This is a genomic window from Herbaspirillum sp. 3R11, assembly GCF_004563925.1.
Lineage (GTDB): Bacteria > Pseudomonadota > Gammaproteobacteria > Burkholderiales > Burkholderiaceae_D > Herbaspirillum.
Window position 1 is genome coordinate 1,075,168 of record NZ_SPNJ01000002.1, and the last position, 19,197, is coordinate 1,094,364.

Below are 19,197 nucleotides of genomic sequence, written 5' to 3' on the forward strand. Positions count from 1 at the left end.
ACGCATCATGAATACGCGTGCAGAATCTTTCATCGCCAAAGCGGCGATCAACATCGAGGGTTACCAGACCGGCTTCGGCAACGAGTTCGCGACCGAGGCGCTGCCCGGCGCGCTGCCGGCCAACCAGAACTCTCCACAGCAAGTCGCCTATGGCCTGTATGCCGAGCAGTTGTCCGGCACCGCCTTCACCGCGCCACGCGGCCACAACCGTCGCTCGTGGCTGTACCGGATTCGTCCGGCGGCGATGCATGAGCCGTTCGAGCGAATCGGCAACGGCCTGATCGATCGCTTCGATGATGTCGAGACGCCGCCCAACCAGTTCCGCTGGGATCCTCATCCCATGCCGGACGCGCCCACCGATTTTGTCGCGGGGCTGATCACCATGGCCGGCAACGGTTCGCCCGATGCGCAGACCGGTTGCGCGATTCATTTGTACGCGGCCAACCAGTCGATGACGGATAGTTATTTTTATTCTGCCGACGGCGAGTTGCTGATCGTGCCGCAAGTCGGTCGTCTGCAACTGTTGACCGAACTGGGCGCCATCGAGATCGAGCCGCAGGAAATCGCGGTGATTCCGCGCGGCGTGCGCTTCCAGGTCAAGCTGCCCGACGGCAGCGCGCAGGGTTATGTATGCGAAAACTTCGGCGCGCTGTTGCGCTTGCCCGACCTCGGTCCGCTCGGCTCCAACGGCCTGGCCAATCCACGCGATTTCCTGACGCCGCATGCCTGGTACGAAGACCGTGAAGGCGACTTCAGGCTGATCGCCAAATTCGGCGGCAACCTGTGGCAGGCCAAGATCGGCCATTCGCCGCTGGACGTGGTGGCCTGGCATGGCAACTACGCGCCGTACAAATACGACCTGCGCCATTTCAACACCATCGGCTCGATCAGCTACGACCATCCCGATCCGTCGATCTTCCTCGTGCTGCAGGCGCAGAGCGACACGCCGGGCGTGGATACGCTGGACTTCGTGATCTTCCCGCCGCGCTGGCTGGCGGCGGAAAACACTTTCCGCCCGCCATGGTTCCACCGCAACGTGGCGAGCGAATTCATGGGCCTGATCCACGGCGTGTACGATGCCAAGGCCGAAGGCTTCCGTCCCGGCGGCGCCAGCCTGCACAATTGCATGACCGGCCACGGTCCGGACGGCGCCACGTTCGAGAAGGCCAGCCGCAGCGACACCAGCAAGCCGAACAAGGTCGGCGACACCATGGCCTTCATGTTCGAGACGCGTAACATCATCAAGCCGACGCGCCACGCGCTGAACTCGCCGACGCTGCAAAAGAACTATTACCAGTGCTGGATGGATATCAAAAAGAACTTTGACCCGCACTTCAATCCACAACATCGTCCGGAGCAACAATGAGCATCACCCTGAATGAAACCCACGACGCCGGCCTGCGCAGCTGGGTCACCTCGGCCAATGCCGCCGGCACTGATTTCCCGATCCAGAATTTGCCGTACGGCGTGTTCCGCCGTAAAGATGGCGACGAGACTTTCCGCGCCGGCGTCGCCATCGGCGACAGCATCCTCGACTTGCGCGCGGCGTTTGAAAGCGGCGCCTTCGCCGGCTTCGGCGAGACCGTGCACAAGGCCATCGTGGCAGCGACGACGGGCGTCAATCTGAATCCGTTGATGGAGCTCGATGTCGCTGCATGGTCGGCCCTGCGCCTGGCCTTGTCGACGCTGTTGCGCGAAGGTGCGGTGCATCAGTCGCAACTGCAGTCGGCGCTGGTGCCGCAGGCCGAAGCCGAACAGGCCTTGCCGGCGCAGATCGGCGACTACACCGACTTCTATACCTCGATCCATCACGCCACCGCGATCGGCAAGCTGTTCCGTCCTGACAATCCGCTGCTGCCGAACTACAAATGGGTGCCGATCGGCTATCACGGCCGCTCGTCCTCGATTGCGGTGTCGGGCCAGCAGTTCCGTCGTCCGCTCGGCCAGCTCAAGCCGCCGACCTCCGACGTGCCGGTGTTCGACGCCTGCAAACGCCTCGACTATGAAATGGAAGTCGGCGTCTTCATGGGGCAAGGCAACGCCATCGGCGACGCCATCGCCATCGGCGCCGCCGAGTCGCATGTGTTCGGCCTGTGCCTGTTGAATGACTGGTCGGCGCGCGACGTGCAAGCCTGGGAATACCAGCCGCTCGGTCCTTTCCTGGCGAAGAACTTCGCCTCGACGATTTCGCCGTGGATCGTCACGCTCGAAGCGCTGGCGCCGTATCGCGCCGCGTGGACGCGCGATGCGGCAGATCCGCAGCCGCTGGCTTACCTCGATGCGCCGGACCTGCGCGAGCACGGCGCCTTCGATGTGCAACTCGAAGTGCTGTTGCAAACCAAGGCAATGCGCGAAGCAGGGACTGCGCCGCAACGACTGTCGCTGGGCAATTTCCGCGACGCTTACTGGACCGTATCGCAACTGGTGGCGCACCACACCGTCGGCGGTTGCAACCTGCGTGCGGGCGACCTGCTCGGTTCGGGAACGCTGTCGGGACCGACGCCGGAATCGGCCGGTTCGTTGCTGGAGCTGACCGCCGGCGGCAAGCAATCGATCAATCTGGACAATGGCGAAACGCGCATCTTCATCGAAGACGGCGACACCGTCATCATGCGCGGTTGGGCCGGAGGCGAGGGTTTGCCGCGTATCGGCTTCGGCGAGGTCGCGGGCACCGTGCTGCCGGCGCGCCAGGTTTAATAAAAACAGAAGGAGACAGCGACCATGACGATTCATCTCTACAGCTATTTCCGCAGCTCGGCGTCGTATCGCGTGCGCATCGCCCTGCATCTCAAGGGCCAGTCCTACGACACCGTGCCGGTGCATCTGCTCAACAACGGAGGCGAACAATATGCGCCGGCGTTCAGCGCGTTGAATCCGCAGTCGCTGGTGCCGGTGATGGAAGAAGAAGGGCGTCACATCACGCAGTCGCTGGCGATCCTGGAGTATCTGGAAGAGCGCTTCCCGACGCCGGCATTGCTGCCGCCGGGTTTGCTGGATCGCGCCCACGTGCGTGAGATTTCGCTGGCGATCGCCTGCGACATCCATCCGCTCAACAACCTGCGCGTGTTGCGCATGCTCAAGCAGGAGCTCGGCGTCACCGAGGAAGTCAAGCAACAGTGGATACAGCACTGGATCGCGCTCGGTTTTGGCGCGTTGGAGAAGCAGCTGGCGGCCAGTACGCAGCGTGGCCGCTTCTGCTTCGGCGACACGCCGACCATGGCCGATTGCTGCCTGATTCCGCAGATCTTCAACGCCCGCCGTTTCAATGTCGACATGATGCGCTATCCGACGCTGGCAGCCATCGAGGAAGCCTGCAACGGGCTTGAGGCCTTCCAGCTGGCGCAGCCGTCGGCGCAGCCCGACGCCGCCTGAATACTCCTTCTCCATCCTCTCCTTCAGCCTCGTTCGAGGCGCTTGCCGGCGGCACAGGAGTCGCTGCCGGCAATTTCTGCTTCCCCTGATCCGGTCTTTGCACCATGCAATCCAACGCGGTTGCCGGTGTTTCAAGTAGTGCCTGTTGGAAATTTGCCAAAGTCTGTCGTCCGGACGTGCCGCGCATCCCGGAAATGGCAGTGGTGCGGGAGATTGCCGGTATAATTTTCTGCGCTATCGATAATAAAAAAAGACGCATCCTGTCCGATGGCAAAAAAGCAATAATGCAGGCGCCCGCAGCGCCTGCCCATAAAACGATTCAGTCTGACTCAGGGAATCACGTTGTCGTGGTGACGGGGAGCGGGAAATGACATCGACTTGACATGCCGCAGGGCCGCACCGCGCACGATCACAAGATCGCGCGGTCGTCGGAGGCGTGCAGGTCGGCAGATGTTCATCACTACGTTCCCTCATGTGCGACGCTGCTTCCGGGGGGCGGTTTTTTCTTCGCTGGGGTTCAAGTATGCAAGTGGTCAGCCGACCTTATCGCTGGGCGATTTACGGTTTGCTGGTGGTCGTGATCGCCGCCGGCATCGTGCTGTTTTTCGCGATGGCGCGCACGGCCAAGGATATTCGTGCGTCGACCACGCCGCTGCTGCAGGAAAAAATCCCCACGCTGCGCCATCTGTCCGATTTTGAAAGCGCGCTGCTGCGTTACCAGCTGGCGCTCAACAAGTATTACGTCGCCTCCATCGGCCGCGACCGCTTCGACACACTGGAAATCCAGGCCGGCGAAGAAATGGCCGACAACTTCGATTACGTGCGGCGCGACTTGCAGCAGGCGGCCCAGATGGGTAGCCTGCGCAGCAACTATGACGCCGTGCTGGCGATGGGACCGGCGCTCGAGAAAATCATGCTGACGCCGCCCGTCAACCGTGAAAAGGCGCGCCTGCTGCTGGGCGAACTCAACGTCAAGACCAACAACATCCGCGGCCTGCTCGGCACGGCCAAGCACGACGTCGAAGCCGGGATATATGAAGTGGGCGACCTCGCCAACAGCGGCGTCGACGAGATTACTCGACTGGTGCATATCTACAGCGTCGGTATGCTGCTGACCGCCTTGTTCATGATGTATCACGTGTGGGCGCGCTTCCGTTCGGAGAACGTGCTGGCCTTCCAGGCGGCGCACGATCCGCTGACCGGGCTGGCGCACCGCGGCTCGTTCGAGCGTCGCCTCAAGACCATGGCGGACCAGCCGCATACGGTGGTGCTGGGCATGATTGACCGCTTCGAGCGCGTCGTCGGCGGCCTCGGACATGCCTTCGGCGATCGCTTGATGCAGGAAATGGCGACCCGCATCAAGCGCGCTGCCGAACGTCACGGCGGTGAGGTGTTCCGTCTCAACGGCGCCAATGTGGCGATCCTGTACAAGTCCAATGGCGACAATCTGAGCTTTCAGGAAGCCCTGTCGAGCCTGCAGGAATACATGCGCCAGCCGTTCGAGTTCGGCCAGCACGAGATTTTTTCCAGTATGAGCATGGGCGGCGCCGAGTATCCGCGCGATGGCGCCGAGCCGGCACATCTGCTGCAGAATGCCGATGCGGCGTTGCAGGCTGCGCGCGACGCCGGCGGCGATTGCTTCGTGCAGTATTCGAAAGCGCTCAACACGCGCGCACAGGAGCGCCTCGCGCTGGAAGCGCAACTGCGTCACGCGATCGAACGCAACGAGCTGGAATTGCATTTCCAGCCGCAGCAGGGACTGACCGATGATCGCCTGGTTGGTTTTGAGGCGCTGGTGCGCTGGCGCCGCAACGGCGAGCTGATCTCGCCGGCCGACTTCATCCCGCTGGCCGAAGAGTCCGGCCTGATCGTGCCGATCGGTGACTGGGTGCTGGCCGAAGCCTGCCGCCAGGCCAAGATATGGAGCCTGGAGACGCCGCGCAAGTTCGTCATCGCGGTGAATATTTCACCACGTCAGTTCCATCATCCATCCTTCCTGCGCCGCGTCACCACGACGCTCGCCGAAAGCATGATCGATCCGTCCTTCATCGAGCTGGAAATCACCGAAGGCATCGTCATGCGCGATGTCGAACGCACCATCGAATTGCTGGAAGACCTGCGCAAGCGCGGCCTGACGCTGGCGATCGACGACTTCGGTACGGGCTATTCGTCGCTGGCTTATCTCAAGCGATTCTCGATCGACAAGCTCAAGATCGACCAGTCCTTCATCCGCCACCTGCGCCCCAACAGCGAAGACGCGGCGATCGTGCAGGCGGTCATCAACCTCGGTCACCATCTCGGCTTGTCGGTGATCGCCGAAGGCGTGGAAACCGTGACCCAGCGCGAATTGCTGCGGGCCTGGGGCTGCGATGAAATCCAGGGCTACTTCTACGGCCGGCCGTTGTCGGCCGACAAGGCCACGCAGTTCATCTTCGACAATTAATAATCAAGCCGGCGGACGACGCGGCACCAGCAGATTGCCGGTCATCACCAGCACTGGTTGGTTGTCCTGATTGAAGGTGGTGACGCGGTGCTTGAGGAAACCCTGTTGCGGTTTCGATTGTGAGAACTTCAGCTCCAGCACTTCCACCTCGATATGCAGGCGGTCGCCCGGACGGGTAGGGCGCGGCCAACGGAATTCCTCAAAGCCGGCGCCGATGATGCCGCCGTGGATCGGCAGGGTTTTCACCAGCAGGCGCATGGTCAGCGCGGCGGTATGCCAGCCGCTTGCGGCCAGTCCGCCGAAAAAGCTCTTCTCGGCCGCAGCTTCATCCAGATGGAAAGGCTGAGGATCGTAGCTGGCGGCGAACGCCTTGATGGCGTCGGCGCTCAATGCCTCATCGTCGGCATGGCCGAATTTCTGGCCGGGGGTGAAGTCTTCCAGATAGAGTAAATGCGCAGACATTGGCGGTCTCCCTTGACTTGTCTTATAATGTAGATTGCAAAATGATAGTTAGTTGTTCATCCGAATGATAGCCAGCCAGATGGGACTTGTCCATGGAACGTAAAAGCTTCGGCAACATGCAGTGCCCGGTAGCCCGCACGCTTGAGCGCGTGGGCGAGTGGTGGAGCATCCTGATCCTGCGCGACGCGCTGCACGGGCTGACCCGCTTCGACCAGTTCCAGAAGAGCCTGGACATCGCGCCCAACATGCTCACGCGCCGTCTCAACTCGCTGGTCGAATCCGGCTTGCTGGAGCGCCGCCAGTACAGCGAACGGCCGCCGCGCCACGAATACATCCTGACCGACCTGGGCCGCGATTTCCGCTCCATTCTGGTCGCGCTCAACACCTGGGGCAACAAGCATTTTGCGCCGGAAGGCCCGAGCGTGCTGCTGATCGATTCGACCACGGGCGAAGAGGCCGAGCCGGTGATGATCGACGGCAAGAGCGGCAAGCGTTTGAATTCACCCGATTTCGTGTTCGCGCCGGGGCCGCAGGCCAATGAAGGCATGAAGGCGCGCATCAACTTTGCCCGCGAACGCGCGGCAGAAGCGGCTGCCAACGATGCGGCAGCGACGCCGGAAGCTGTGGCTCCAGCCAAGCCGGCCAAGGCGCCGCGCAAGAAGGCGGCTGCGCGCAGCGCCTGATTCCCTCTATTTTTTCCTGTTTCGTTTGTCTCCATGGCGTCGTTGTTGCGACGCCATTTTTTTGTCCGGTTTCAACACACGCGCTTGACAACCATCTCTTCGCTAATTAGTATGCATATACATTGATGCATATGCATTGATTTTGATCCTTTAAATAGGTCGGAGCTTCATGTTTAACCAATGCACCTGTACCCGCCTGCGTCGGCTGACGCGGCGCATTACCTCGATTTACGACCGGCACTTGCTGCCGGACGAACTCACCATCAGCCAGTATTCATTGCTGAGCCGGGTGGGCAAGCACGGCTCCATCGCCAACCTGCGCCTGGCTGCGGAAATGGGCATGGATCGCAGCACCCTGAGCCGCAACATCAAACCGCTGATGGCGGCCGGGTGGATCGCTACGGTCGACATGCCGCCTGACGAGCATGTCGACAAGCGCTCGTTCGGACTCGGCCTTAGCGAAGCGGGTCAGGCCAAGCTGGCTATCGCCCGTCCCAACTGGGTGCAGGCGCAGCTGGAAATTGACGGGTTGCTCGGCGAGGATTTGCATGCCGCCTTGTCCGGCATGATTGATGACGCCTACGACAAATTACAGGAAGCCTGATCCGTCCACTTCGGTCAGGCCGTTCTAATACAAGCACCATCAATGCCTGCGCGCATTGGTGGTTTTTTATTCACCATTATTTTTGAATGAGCGTCATGAATAAAGTCACTCAAGCCATCGCGCAGCGCACCTCGCATCGTTTCAGTTATGCGTGGGTCGTCGTCGCCGTGATTTTCCTCGTCCTGCTGACCTCGGCCGGCATCCGTGCCACGCCGTCGGTCATGATCCTGCCGCTGGAACATGAATTCGGCTGGAACCGTTCCACCATCTCGCTGGCGATTTCCTTCAACATCGCGTTGTACGGTTTGATCGGTCCGTTCGCCGCCGCCGCGATGCAACGCTTCGGCATCCGTCCCGTGGTGATGGGCGCGCTGGTGCTGCTGTCGATCGGCACCGCGCTCAGCACGCTGATGCAGATGCCATGGCACATGGTGATGACCTGGGGCTTGCTGGTCGGCTCCGGCACCGGTGTCGCCGCCAACACGCTGGGCGCCACGATCGTCAGCCGCTGGTTTGAAATGCGCCGCGGTCTGGCGATGGGCTTGCTGACCGCCAGCGCCGCGACTGGGCAAATGGTGTTCCTGCCGCTGATGGCATCGATGGTCGAGCACTACGGCTGGCGCTCGGTGGCCTTCCTGGTGGCGATCGTCGCTGCAGTGGCGGTGCCGCTGGTGGCTTTGTTCCTGCCGGAACGTCCGTCCGACGTCGGTCTGCGCCGTTACGGTCAGGCTGCCGATGCGCCGGACGATGCGGCTGTGAAGCAACGCAACCCGCTGGCGATTGCGTTCGACGCGCTGCGCCAGGCGATGAAGGTGCGCGATTTCTGGCTGCTGTTCTTCAGCTTCTTCGTCTGCGGCATGAGCACCAATGGTTACATCGGCACGCAGTTCATCGCGATGTGCAACGACTACGGCATTTCCGAAGTCGGCGGCGCCAGCATCCTGGCGGCGATGGGCATGCTCGATCTGGTCGGCACGACCTTGTCCGGCTGGTTGTCCGATCGCTTCAATCCACGCGTGCTGCTGTTCTGGTACTACGGCTTGCGCGGCATTGCGCTGATCTTCCTGCCGTATGCGTTCGGCCTCGATTATTTCGGCCTGACCGTGTTCGCGATCTTCTACGGTCTCGACTGGATCGCCACCGTACCGCCGACCGTGCGTCTGGCCAATGATGTGTTCGGTCGCCTTGCTGCACCGATCGTGTTCGGCTGGATCGTTGCCGGTCACCAGCTCGGCGCCGCTGCCGCCACCACCATATCGGGCTTCATGCGCGCCAACCTCGGCGACTATACGGCTTCGTCGATGCTGATGGGCGTCGCTTGCCTGGTCGGTGCGGTGATGGTGTTGCGCATCAAGGGGCATCAGCATGACAAGCCGGTGGCGGTTGCTGCATAAACCGCTTCTTCCGTTATACGCAAAAACGCCCGCTTCACGTTGATGAAGCGGGCGTTTTTGTTTCTGCGCTGTTGCAGGATGATTACTGCGGGATTACTTGGCCAGCGCCTTGCGCAGGCTCGAAGTCGCCAGATCGACGGCGCTCTTCGCCGCTGGTGTGTCACCCAACGCATTGAGCATCACGAAGTCGTGGATGGTGCCGAGGTAGCGCACCTGCGTCACCGGTACGCCGGCCTTGGCCAGCTTGGCGGCATAGGCTTCGCCTTCGTCGCGCAGCACGTCGTTTTCATCGGTGATGACCAGTGCCGGCGGCAGATCCTTCAACTGTTCCAGCGTCGCGTTCAACGGTGCGATATGCGGATCCTTGCGGTTGGCGCCGGCCGGCAGGTAGGCGTTCCAGAACCACTTCATCGCTTCCTTGGTCAGCCATGGGCCGTTGGCAAACTGGTTGTACGAACCGTTTTCAAAATTGGTGTCGGTGACCGGATAGAACAGCACCTGATACTTGATCGCCGGACCCTTGCGTTCCTTGGCCAGCAGGCTCACGACGGCAGTCATGTTGCCGCCAACGCTGTCGCCGGCAATCGCCAGGCGGCTCGCATCGACGTTGAATTCCGCAGCATGCTCAGCGACGTATTTGGTCGCGGCGTAGTCCTGTTCGATGGCGATCGGATAGCGCGCTTCCGGCGAGCGGTCGTAGTCGACGAAGACTGCGGCAACCTTGGCGCCGTCAACGATCTGGCGCACCAGGCGATCATGCGTATTGACGTCGCCCATCACCCAGCCGGCGCCGTGGAAGTACATCACCACCGGCAGCGTTTCCTTGTTGCCTTGTGGGCGCAGGACGCGGATGCGGGTGCTGCCGGTCGGGCCGACCGGGATCACGCGGTCTTCGATGTCGGCAGCCGGCTTGGCGACCTTGCCGGACTGTGCGCCGGCCAGCAGGTTGCGTGCCTGTTCAGGCGTCAGCGTGTAGATAGGAGGACCGCCGGCGGCGGCCAGCGCGTCGAGGAAACCCTGGGTTTGCGGTTCGACGGAGGCGGCCGATGCAGATTGGGCGGTCGAAGCGGCAGCGAGAGCGATGGCGCTGAGGGCAAGCAGTTGTTTGATCGATTTCATGATGTTTCCTTTCGGGGGCAGGTTTTGTATTTGAACAATTAAATTGTGTGCAATATATTTGATGCTTTGGCAAATGAAACGAGTCATGCATGCGTTTGCCTTTCCGGGGTGAGGAGGCAGTGCATGGAACGAATATTAAATTGTTGAAAATTAAATTGCAAGCAATTTAAAAATAAAAATTACAACGGCATCGTTCCTGTCTTCCGGAAAGGAGGAGGGAGCTTGCGCCATGCAGGCGCAAGCAATGCATCAACGCAGCATCAATCCCACTGTGGCGCAAAGTCCGGATTGGCAAGTCGCTCACCCTTGTCCAGCTTGGCGATGGCGGCCATCTCGGCGTCGCTGAGGCGGATGTTTTGCGCCGCCAGGTTGCTTTCCAGGTTGGCCCGCTTGGTCGACGACGGAATCGTGGCGAAGCCTTGCTGCAGCGACCACGCCAGCGCGATCTGGGCCGGATTGGCCTGGTGCGCCTTGGCGATCTCGATGATGGTCGGGTCGCTCATGACCTTGCCGTATGCCAGTGGCATGTAGGCCGTCAGGTGGATGCCCTGGCTGCGGGCGAACTCGACCACCTTGCGGTTTTGCAGGAAGGGATGGATCTCGATCTGCTGGGTGGCGATTTCCTTCGCGCCGACGGCATCGATCGCTTGTTGCAGATGCGCGATGGTGAAGTTCGAAACGCCGATCAGCTTGGTCAAGCCCTGCGCCTTGGCTTCGGCCAGTGCTTCCATATAAGCCGCGACCGCGATGCTGTCGTTGGGCGCCGGCCAGTGGATCAGCGTCAGGTCGACCTGGTCCATCTGCAGTTTGGCCAGGCTTTCCTTCAGGCTGGGGATGAGTTTGTCTTTGGACAAATTCTCGGTCCAGATCTTGGTGGTGACGAATAGATCCTTGCGCGCCACGCCGGCAGCAGCAATGGCTTTGCCGACCTCGGCTTCGTTGCCGTAGATCTGCGCGGTGTCGATATGGCGGTAGCCGAGTTCAAGGCCGTTGGTGACGGAGTCGATGACTTGCTGGTCTTTCAGACGGAAGGTGCCGAGGCCGAATGCGGGAATGGTGCTCATGGAATTCCTTGGTAAGTGAGATGGGGGAGATGGGGCGCGGACGACATGGCCGACGCGAAGGAGAGGGAAGCTTGCGGTGCTTACTCCATGGACAACAGTATGCGGGCAAAGTGCTGTTGCAAAAATACGGTCTAAAGCAAAACTTTATTGCGTCCACGGCAAATATTGGCCGTGCCGAACGTCCTTGATTCTACTTTCGAATATTTCGATGATTGACTGTCATTCTTTCCGTTTTTCTTTCGTGCATCGTTCGCCCATACTTCGCTTCATGGTGAACGACACAGACAAAGACGGACACCAGCGAAGCACTCACCCTTATCGAATTCATCGTCAATACCTCAGGAGAACATCATGGCAATCGCAAAAGCACAACCAGGCAAAACACTGTTGAACCCAACCAACCACACCCTGATCATGATTGACCACCAGTCGCAAATGTCGTTTGCCACCCACTCGATCGACATGGTCACGCTGCGCAACAACGTCGCCCTGGTCGCCAAGGCCGCCAAGGAATTCAAGGTATCGACAATTTTGACAACGGTTGCCGAAAAATCCTTCTCCGGCCCGATCTTCGATGAAATCAAATCGGTGTTCCCGAACGAAGAAGTGATCGATCGCACCAGCATGAACACCTGGGAAGACCCGCGCATCGCCGACCGTGTCAACGCCATCGGCAAGGAAAAGATCGTGCTGGCCGGCCTCTGGACCTCGGTATGCATCGTCGGCCCTGCGCTGTCCGCGCTGGACCAGGGCTTTGAAGTCTATGTGATCACCGACGCCAGCGGCGACGTGTCGAATGAAGCGCACCAACGTGCAATCGAGCGCATGATCCAGTTGGGCGCGCGTCCGATGACTTCGCTGCAATACCTGCTCGAACTGCAACGCGACTGGGCCCGCACCGAGACTTACGATGAAACCGTCGCCACCGCGATCGCCAACGGCGGCGCTTACGGTCTGGGTCTGATTTACGCCAAGACCATGTTCAATGCTTCGGAAGCGCATTGATTCGCTATTGAGTATTCCTCGGGATCCCGCTTTACCATGAACGGGATCCCGCAGTTTTAGACCTCCCATGACAACACAACACCAACGAACAACCCCAGGAGTGAACATGAGCGCCGACCTGATTCTGCTGAACGGAAATTTCCACACCATCGACAAAGCCCAGCCGCTGGCAAGCGCCGTCGCGATCAAGGACGGCAAGTTCCTCGCCGTCGGCGACGCGGAAGCCGCCATGCGCCATCGCGGCGACGCCACCAAAGTGGTGGACCTGAACGGCCGCAGCGTCGTGCCGGGCCTGAACGATTCGCACATCCACCTGATCCGCGGCGGCCTCAACTACAACCTCGAACTGCGCTGGGAAGGCGTGCCGTCGCTGGCCGACGCTCTGCGCATGCTGCGCGAGCAGGCCTTGCGCACACCGCATCCGCAGTGGGTGCGCGTGGTCGGCGGCTGGACTGAATTCCAGTTCGCCGAACGCCGCATGCCGACGCTGGAAGAAATCAACGCTGCCGCGCCGGACACCCCGGTGTTCATTCTGCACTTGTACGATCGCGCCTTGCTCAACCAGGCTGCGCTGCGCGCCGTCGGCTACAACAAGGACACCCCGAATCCGCCGGGCGGAGAAATTCAGCGCGATGCCGCCGGCAATCCGACCGGCATGCTGATCGCCCGTCCCAATGCCATGATCCTGTACGCGACGCTGGCCAAAGGTCCGTCGCTGCCGCTCGACCAGCAAGTCAATTCGACGCGCCAGTTCATGCGCGAACTCAATCGCCTCGGCGTCACCAGCGTGATCGACGCCGGCGGCGGTTTCCAGAATTATCCGGAAGACTACGCCATCATCGACCAGCTGGCGCGCGAGCAGCAGCTGACCGTGCGCATCGCCTATAACCTGTTCACGCAGAACAAGGGCAAGGAGCTGGGCGACTTCCAGCGCTGGACCGACATGATCAAGCCGGGCCAGGGCGACGATTTCTATCGCCACAACGGCGCCGGCGAAATGCTGGTGTTCTCGGCGGCCGACTTTGAAGACTTCCTCGAGCCGCGCCCTGAACTCGCCGCCGGCATGGAAGATGAACTCGAAAAAGTCGTGCGCCATCTGGTGTCCAACCGCTGGCCGTTCCGCCTGCATGCAACCTACGATGAATCGATCAGCCGCATGCTCGACGTCTTCGAAAAAGTGAATCGCGACATTCCCTTCGGCGGTCTGCACTGGATCTTCGACCACGCTGAAACCATTTCGCCGCGTAACATCGAGCGCGTGCGTGAACTCGGCGGCGGCCTGGCGATCCAGCACCGCATGGCGTTCCAAGGCGAATATTTCGTCGACCGCTACGGCAAGGAAGCCGCCAAGGCGACGCCGCCGGTCGCGCGCATGCTGGACATGGGCGTGCCGGTCGGCGCCGGCACCGACGCCACCCGCGTCGCCAGCTACAACCCGTGGACCGCGCTGTACTGGCTGGTGTCGGGCAAGACCGTGGGCGGCCTGCAACTGGCCGAAGCCGGCTTGCCGCGTGAAACCGCGCTGGAACTGTGGACCGCAGGCAGCGCTTGGTTCTCCAATGAACAAGACAAGAAGGGCCGCATCAAGGCCGGCCAGCTGGCTGATCTGGTGGTGTTGTCGGCCGACTTCTTCAGCGTCGCCGAAGAAGACATCAAGGCCATCGAATCGGTCATGACCGTGGTCGGCGGCAAGATCGTCTACGGCGCAGATGAGTTCGACCCGCTGGCGCCGCCGGCCATCCCGGTGCTGCCGGACTGGTCGCCGGTGAAGAACGTGCCGGGCCACTACAGTGCACGCAAATCGGGCACGCAGAGCCAGCAGCAGCAACGCCGGGCTATCCTGCCGCATCAATGCGCAGGCGCTTGCAACGTGCATGCCCACTCGCACGATGTCGCGCGCCGTTCGTCGGTGCCGGCGTCGAATTTCTCAGGCTTCTGGGGCGCGCTCGGTTGCAGCTGCTTCGCGTTCTGATCGGAGAATGAACATGACTTATTCCAAAATCATCTGGGGCCTGTTGCTCTCCTTCGTGGTCGGCTTCTGCTGCCACCTCGCGCAAATCCCGGTACCGTCGCCGCCGGTCCTCAGCGGCGCTTTGCTGGTGTTCATGATGAGCAGCGGCTACTGGCTGGTGGATCGTTACCTGGCCGCCAAGGATGCGAAAGCAAAGCAAGCCAAGGAAAAGCAAACTGAGGTGCAAGCATGAGCGCGCTGTTCACGGGCGCCGTGCTGGGCACGCTGATCGGCGCAGTCTGCCGCTGGTTCGGCCTGCCGTCGCCGACGCCGCCGACACCGGTCGGTGCTTCGCTGGTGGTGGCAATGACATTGGGTTACGTGCTTGCCGGCTATGTGCTGGCAGGACATTTCTGATCAAGGAGAATCGACATGCAAACAGTTCACACTGCATCAACCGTAAAAGGAAATTTGTTCCTGCGCCTGCTGTGGGCGCCGGCCCAGGACCTCGGCCTGCTGTTCCTGCGCCTGACCGGCGCCTTGCTGCTGCTGTACGTGCACGGCCTGCCGAAGATCATCAATTTCGCCGGCGAGCTGGCGCACATCGACGATCCCTTGCACGTCGGCCGCGCCTTCACGCTCGGCTTCGCCATCTTTGCCGAAGTCCTGTGCCCGGTGCTGATCGTGCCCGGCATCCTGACGCGGCTGGCCAGCGCAGCGGTGCTGGTGCTGCTGGGCGTATCGATGTTCCTGGTGCATCCCGACTGGAGCGTGGCGGAAGGCCAGTTCGGCTGGTTGCTGATGATCGTGTTCGGCAGCATCGCCTTGATGGGCGCCGGCCGTTATTCGATTGACGCTGCTCTCGTACAAAAAATCGAGGATTGAGATGGCTGCGCTGAATAGTCCCGTCCGCCCCGCCGGATTGCGTTATCTGAATCGCGCCACCTGCCAGGGCATCGCCATGAGTTTCCTGGCGGGCTATGTGGATACGCTGGGCTTCGTCGCCCTGTTCGGATTGTTCACCGCCCACGTCACTGGCAACTTCGTGCTGATCGGCAGTGAACTGGCGAATCCCTCGCACGGCGTGTTGATCAAGTTCCTGGCTTTTCCTGCGTTCATCCTGTCGGTGGTCATGACGCGGCTGGTAGTGATTGCGCTGGAGCGCAGCGGCAAGCCGGCCTTGCCCTGGGTGCTGATGCTGCAACTGATGTTTCTGCTGGCGTTCATGGGCTTCGGCCAGAGCATTGCGCCGGTCGGCGTGGCCGATGCCCGCGCCACCGCCGCCTTGCTGGCAGGCATGTTCGGCGCTGCTGCGATGGGCATCCAGAACGCCGCCGCCCGCTTGATTTTGCCGCAGGCGGCGCCAACTACCGTCATGACCGGCAACGTCACGCAACTGGTCATCGACGTCACCGACATCGTGCGCGGCGCAGCGGATGACACGGTGCGCCAGCGCTGTGTCAAATTCTTCTGGCCCATCGTGGCGTTCGGCGTGGGTGCGATCGGCGGAGCGTTTGCCTATCATCAGGCATTGTTCTTCGCGCTGTTGTTGCCGGTCGGTATCCTGGTGGCGATGATCGTAGCTGAATTCCGGGCAACCTCGGCGATGCAGGCAAGCAAGGCCTGAAGCCTGCTCCGCTTCGCTTCGACCTATAATGTGCGTCTGGGGTACTCGAACGATAAAAACAGCAGCAAGCAGGGCAAGCCGACAAGGCGGAAGGCAGTGGAACAACGATGAGCTATTTGTATCACCTGATTGAACAGTACGGTCTGATCATCGTATTCCTGAACGTGCTGACCGAGCAGCTGGGCGCGCCGATTCCTGCTTATCCGACGCTGGTGATCACCGGCGCGCTGGCCTGGCGCGGGCAGTATCCGATTGCGCTGTTGCTGCTGGTGGCGGTGGTCGCCGCGCTGATCGCCGACTATGTCTGGTACATGGCCGGACGTCGCTACGGTCGCCGCATCATGTCGACGCTGTGCCGCATTTCCCTTTCCCCTGATTCCTGCGTACGCCAGACCGAATCGATCTATTCGCGCTGGGGCGCCCGTTCGCTGCTGGTCGCCAAATTCATTCCAGGTTTCGCTTCGATTGCCAGCGCATTGGCCGGCACCGTCGGCACCTCGCGCGGCAAATTCCTGTTGTACGACGGCGTCGGTGCAGCCTTGTGGTCGGGGCTGGCAATCTTTCTCGGTGCGCTGTTCAACACCGCCATCGACGATGTACTGAGCGTACTGGCCGAGCTCGGTCAATACGGCATGATGCTGGTGCTGATCGGCTTCGCCGTCTTCGTCGCCAGCAAATGGTGGCAGCGTCGCCGCTTCCGCAAGTCGCTGGAAATGGCGCGCATCTCGGTCGGCGAGCTCGATGGCCTGCTCAAGAGCGGTGTGCGCCCGACCATCGTCGACGTGCGTTCGCCGGCGTCGCAGCAGATCGGCCGCATTCCCGGCGCGTTGACGATTTCCAACCAGGAGATCCAGACCTTCGCGTTCGAAGCGCCGATGGAAGATGAAGTTATCGTCTACTGCGCCTGCCCCAACGAAGCCTCGGCCGCACTGGTCGCCAAAGCGCTCATGCGGCGCGGCTACAAGCGCGTGCGGCCGCTCACCGGCGGCATCGACGCCTGGGTGGCGGCGGGTTATTCGATCGAAGCCTGAGCGGCGTTCGCTTTCTCTTTTGTGCGGAAATAATCCATGTTCAGAATCAGTCTCGATGCCCTGTTGATTCTCGATGCGATCGACCGGCGCGGTTCGTTTTCCGCCGCCGGGCTGGAGCTGCATCGGGTGCCGTCGACGATTTCCTATACGGTGTCGAAGCTGGAACAGGACCTCGGCGTGCAGGTATTCGACCGGCAGGGACCCAAGGTCGTGCTCACACGCGCCGGTGAAGAATTGCTGAAGGAGGGCCGCTACCTGCTCAAGGCGGCGGAAGACCTCGAGCATCGCGTGCGTCGCGTCGCCTCGGGTTGGGAAACCGAATTCACCATCGGCCTCGATTCGCTGTATTCGGCGGCATCGCTGGAGTCGGACATCGTGGCGTTCTATCAAGTGGCTGACCGCACGCGCCTGCGCATTGCGCGCGAGTCGCTGGCCGGCACCTGGGAAGCCTTGCTCGATCGCCGCGTCGACTTGCTGATCGCAGCGCCCGGCGAAGGACCGGCCGGCGGCGGCTATGTGGCGGAGCAGATCGGCACGGTGAAGTTCGTCTTCGTGGTGGCGCCGCATCATCCGCTGGCGAAGATGGACAAGGTCCTGAGCAAGGCCGACCTGCATCCTTACCGCGCCATCAGCGTTGCCGATTCGGCGCGCAAGATGCCGCCGCGCACAGTCGGCCTGCTGTTCGGCCAGGACACCCTGACGGTGCCGGACATGCGCAGCAAGTACGCCTTGCAGCTGGCCGGCGTGGGCTTCGGCTTCTTGCCGGAGCCATGCGTGCAGAAGTCGATCGCCTCCGGTACGCTGATTGTGAAGGAAGTCGAACAGCCGCGCGCGGAAGAAACCTTCTCGCTGGCTTGGCGCGTCGGTGAAGACGGCGCTGCGCTGACCTGGTGGCTCAAGCGCATGCGCGAAACCGGGGTCCTCAATCGCATGTTGTCGCAGATCGCCGACGGCGGTTTGTAAAGTGTAGATTTCAAATTCGTCAGACGTAAAAAAAGCGCGACGGCTCGTAGCCGTCGCGCTTTTTTATTGGACCGGCAGTTTATGCCGCAACCAGGGTACCGATGGTTTCGCGAGTTTGTGCGATGGCTTTTTCAACAGCCGCTTCACCCATGCCCAGGCCTTCGCTGTGGACGAAGGTGATGTCGGTCATGCCGATGAAACCGAGCACGGCGCGCAGGTAGGTTTCATGGAAGTCCATGACCTTGGCCGGACCTTCGCTGTAGACGCCGCCGCGCGAAGTGAACACGTACACCTTCTTGCCCTGGATCAGGCCGACCGGACCGGTTTCGGTGTACTTGAAGGTCACACCGGCACGCGCCACGTGGTCGATCCAGGTCTTCAGCGTGGAGGTGATCGAGAAGTTGTACATCGGTGCGCCGATGACGATGATGTCGGCGGCATTGACTTCCGCGATCAGTTCTTCGGAGACCTTGACCAGGGCTTGCTGTTCGGCGCTGCGCTTGTCGGCAGGAGTGAAGAAGGCGCCCAGTTTTTGTTCGTCCAGATGCGGGATAGGATTAGCGGCGACGTCGCGTTCGATGACTGTGCTGCCGGGTTGCGAGGCTTGCAGCTTGGCGACGAATTCGCCGGTGACCTGACGCGAGATCGAGCCGCTGTTGCGGGCGCTGCTATTGATGTACAGAATGTTTGCCATGATATTTTCCTTGTATGGGTACGGTAAGACGACGCGCTGCAGGGAGTGCAGCGCGTCGGTGTTTCTGTGGTTTTAGTAAGGCAGATCGAACAGCAGGAATTCGGCTGCTTCGGCCTTTTCAAACGTGATCAGGCTTTCTGCGCTGATCTTCAGCGCGTCGCCGCCCGACAATTGGGTGCCGTTGACGGTCAACTGGCCGCGGATCAGATGGACGTAGCCGAGACGCTTGGCGCCCAGCGCATGTTCTAGCTTGGCGTCGCCGTTCAGGATCGAGGCGAAGATCGATGCATCCTGATGGATCAGCACCGAGTTGTCGCGACCGTCGGACGAAGCGATCAGGCGCAGTTGGCCTTGCTTTTGCTCCGGAGTGAAATTCTTCTCTTCGTAGCTTGGCGGAATGCCTTTCACGTTCGGCTGGATCCAGATCTGCAGGAAGTGCACCGGCTCGGTCTTGGAGTGGTTGAACTCGCTGTGACGCACACCGCTGCCGGCGCTCATGCGCTGGACGTCGCCGTAGTGCAGCACCGAACCTGTGCCCATGCTGTCCTTGTGTTCGAGTGCGCCGTCGAGGACATAGGAGATGATTTCCATGTCGCTGTGGCCGTGCGTGCCGAAGCCCATGCCGGGTGTGACGCGGTCTTCATTGATCACTTGCAGCGGACCGAAGCCCAGTTGTTGCGGATCGTAGTAATGACCGAACGAAAATGTATGGTGCGAATTCAACCAACCGTGATCGGCGACACCGCGTTCGTTGCTTTTGCGAATTTGAAGCATGTTTTTCTCCG

General features: G+C 61.1%; 21 protein-coding genes. 16 read left to right on the top strand and 5 right to left on the bottom strand.

The window, feature by feature from the left end:
• The first annotated feature begins 7 nt into the window (after positions 1–7).
• The 5 genes from hmgA to E4P32_RS13220 all read left to right on the top strand — a co-directional run bounded on the left by hmgA (position 8) and on the right by E4P32_RS13220 (position 5,815).
• On the top strand, positions 8–1,366 hold the full coding sequence (gene hmgA, locus E4P32_RS13200) for a homogentisate 1,2-dioxygenase (RefSeq protein ID WP_116436694.1): 1,359 nt from the start codon (positions 8–10) through the stop codon (positions 1,364–1,366).
• A complete protein-coding gene (fahA, locus tag E4P32_RS13205; protein WP_116436693.1) occupies positions 1,363–2,697 on the top strand; it encodes a fumarylacetoacetase in 1,335 nt (444 codons plus the stop codon). The genes hmgA and fahA overlap by 4 nt, the downstream gene beginning before the upstream one ends.
• A gap of 24 nt (positions 2,698–2,721) precedes the next feature.
• On the top strand, positions 2,722–3,372 hold the full coding sequence (maiA, locus tag E4P32_RS13210; protein WP_116436692.1) for a maleylacetoacetate isomerase: 651 nt from the start codon (positions 2,722–2,724) through the stop codon (positions 3,370–3,372).
• A 104-nt stretch (positions 3,373–3,476) separates the two neighbouring features.
• Positions 3,477–3,743, top strand: a complete 267-nt coding sequence (locus tag E4P32_RS13215; RefSeq protein WP_135008743.1) for a hypothetical protein — start codon at positions 3,477–3,479, stop codon at positions 3,741–3,743.
• A 152-nt stretch (positions 3,744–3,895) separates the two neighbouring features.
• Entirely contained in the window at positions 3,896–5,815 is a 1,920-nt protein-coding gene (locus E4P32_RS13220) for a bifunctional diguanylate cyclase/phosphodiesterase (RefSeq protein WP_116436691.1), read from the top strand.
• A gap of 3 nt (positions 5,816–5,818) precedes the next feature.
• Here E4P32_RS13220 and E4P32_RS13225 read toward each other — a convergent pair whose 3' ends face one another.
• A complete protein-coding gene (locus E4P32_RS13225; RefSeq protein WP_116436690.1) occupies positions 5,819–6,277 on the bottom strand; it encodes a MaoC family dehydratase in 459 nt (152 codons plus the stop codon).
• A gap of 92 nt (positions 6,278–6,369) precedes the next feature.
• Here E4P32_RS13225 and E4P32_RS13230 point away from each other — a divergent pair, with 92 nt between their 5' ends.
• The 3 genes from E4P32_RS13230 to E4P32_RS13240 all read left to right on the top strand — a co-directional run bounded on the left by E4P32_RS13230 (position 6,370) and on the right by E4P32_RS13240 (position 8,958).
• A complete protein-coding gene (locus E4P32_RS13230) occupies positions 6,370–6,960 on the top strand; it encodes a helix-turn-helix domain-containing protein (RefSeq protein ID WP_116436689.1) in 591 nt (196 codons plus the stop codon).
• 169 nt (positions 6,961–7,129) lie between these two features.
• A complete protein-coding gene (locus tag E4P32_RS13235; RefSeq protein WP_116436688.1) occupies positions 7,130–7,564 on the top strand; it encodes a MarR family winged helix-turn-helix transcriptional regulator in 435 nt (144 codons plus the stop codon).
• 95 nt (positions 7,565–7,659) lie between these two features.
• Complete coding sequence (locus E4P32_RS13240) at positions 7,660–8,958, top strand: MFS transporter (RefSeq protein WP_116436687.1); 1,299 nt, start codon at positions 7,660–7,662, stop codon at positions 8,956–8,958.
• A gap of 93 nt (positions 8,959–9,051) precedes the next feature.
• On the opposite strand, the gene E4P32_RS13245 is transcribed toward E4P32_RS13240, so the two are convergent.
• Positions 9,052–10,077: an alpha/beta hydrolase gene (locus E4P32_RS13245; RefSeq protein ID WP_116436686.1), complete on the bottom strand. Its 1,026-nt coding sequence runs from the start codon at positions 10,075–10,077 to the stop codon at positions 9,052–9,054.
• Positions 10,078–10,337: 260 nt separating this feature from the next.
• Positions 10,338–11,141 (bottom strand): 2,5-didehydrogluconate reductase DkgB, encoded by an 804-nt coding sequence (dkgB, locus tag E4P32_RS13250; RefSeq protein ID WP_116436685.1) that lies wholly within the window; start codon positions 11,139–11,141, stop codon positions 10,338–10,340.
• Positions 11,142–11,492: 351 nt separating this feature from the next.
• On the opposite strand from dkgB, the gene E4P32_RS13255 reads away from it, so the two are divergent.
• The 8 genes from E4P32_RS13255 to E4P32_RS13290 all read left to right on the top strand — a co-directional run bounded on the left by E4P32_RS13255 (position 11,493) and on the right by E4P32_RS13290 (position 17,718).
• On the top strand, positions 11,493–12,146 hold the full coding sequence (locus E4P32_RS13255) for a hydrolase (protein ID WP_116436684.1): 654 nt from the start codon (positions 11,493–11,495) through the stop codon (positions 12,144–12,146).
• Positions 12,147–12,252: 106 nt separating this feature from the next.
• On the top strand, positions 12,253–14,118 hold the full coding sequence (locus E4P32_RS13260; protein WP_116436683.1) for an amidohydrolase: 1,866 nt from the start codon (positions 12,253–12,255) through the stop codon (positions 14,116–14,118).
• Positions 14,119–14,131: 13 nt separating this feature from the next.
• Positions 14,132–14,350 (top strand): DUF1427 family protein, encoded by a 219-nt coding sequence (locus E4P32_RS13265; RefSeq protein WP_116436682.1) that lies wholly within the window; start codon positions 14,132–14,134, stop codon positions 14,348–14,350.
• Complete coding sequence (locus E4P32_RS13270; RefSeq protein ID WP_016836256.1) at positions 14,347–14,514, top strand: DUF1427 family protein; 168 nt, start codon at positions 14,347–14,349, stop codon at positions 14,512–14,514. Before E4P32_RS13265 ends, E4P32_RS13270 begins: the two co-directional genes overlap by 4 nt.
• Positions 14,515–14,529: 15 nt before the next feature.
• On the top strand, positions 14,530–14,982 hold the full coding sequence (locus E4P32_RS13275) for a DoxX family protein (protein ID WP_116436681.1): 453 nt from the start codon (positions 14,530–14,532) through the stop codon (positions 14,980–14,982).
• Position 14,983: 1 nt separating this feature from the next.
• The gene (locus E4P32_RS13280) at positions 14,984–15,724 is read left to right on the top strand and encodes a YoaK family protein (RefSeq protein ID WP_233526783.1); all 741 of its coding nucleotides are present in this window, start codon (positions 14,984–14,986) and stop codon (positions 15,722–15,724) included.
• Between the two features lie 107 nt (positions 15,725–15,831).
• On the top strand, positions 15,832–16,755 hold the full coding sequence (locus E4P32_RS13285; RefSeq protein ID WP_116436680.1) for a DedA family protein/thiosulfate sulfurtransferase GlpE: 924 nt from the start codon (positions 15,832–15,834) through the stop codon (positions 16,753–16,755).
• Between the two features lie 36 nt (positions 16,756–16,791).
• Positions 16,792–17,718: a LysR substrate-binding domain-containing protein gene (locus E4P32_RS13290; protein ID WP_116436679.1), complete on the top strand. Its 927-nt coding sequence runs from the start codon at positions 16,792–16,794 to the stop codon at positions 17,716–17,718.
• A gap of 79 nt (positions 17,719–17,797) precedes the next feature.
• Here the strand turns inward: E4P32_RS13290 and E4P32_RS13295 are convergent, their stop codons facing one another.
• Positions 17,798–18,412 (bottom strand): FMN-dependent NADH-azoreductase, encoded by a 615-nt coding sequence (locus tag E4P32_RS13295; protein WP_116436678.1) that lies wholly within the window; start codon positions 18,410–18,412, stop codon positions 17,798–17,800.
• Positions 18,413–18,484: 72 nt separating this feature from the next.
• Positions 18,485–19,186: a pirin family protein gene (locus tag E4P32_RS13300; protein ID WP_116436677.1), complete on the bottom strand. Its 702-nt coding sequence runs from the start codon at positions 19,184–19,186 to the stop codon at positions 18,485–18,487.
• Positions 19,187–19,197: the final 11 nt, after the last annotated feature.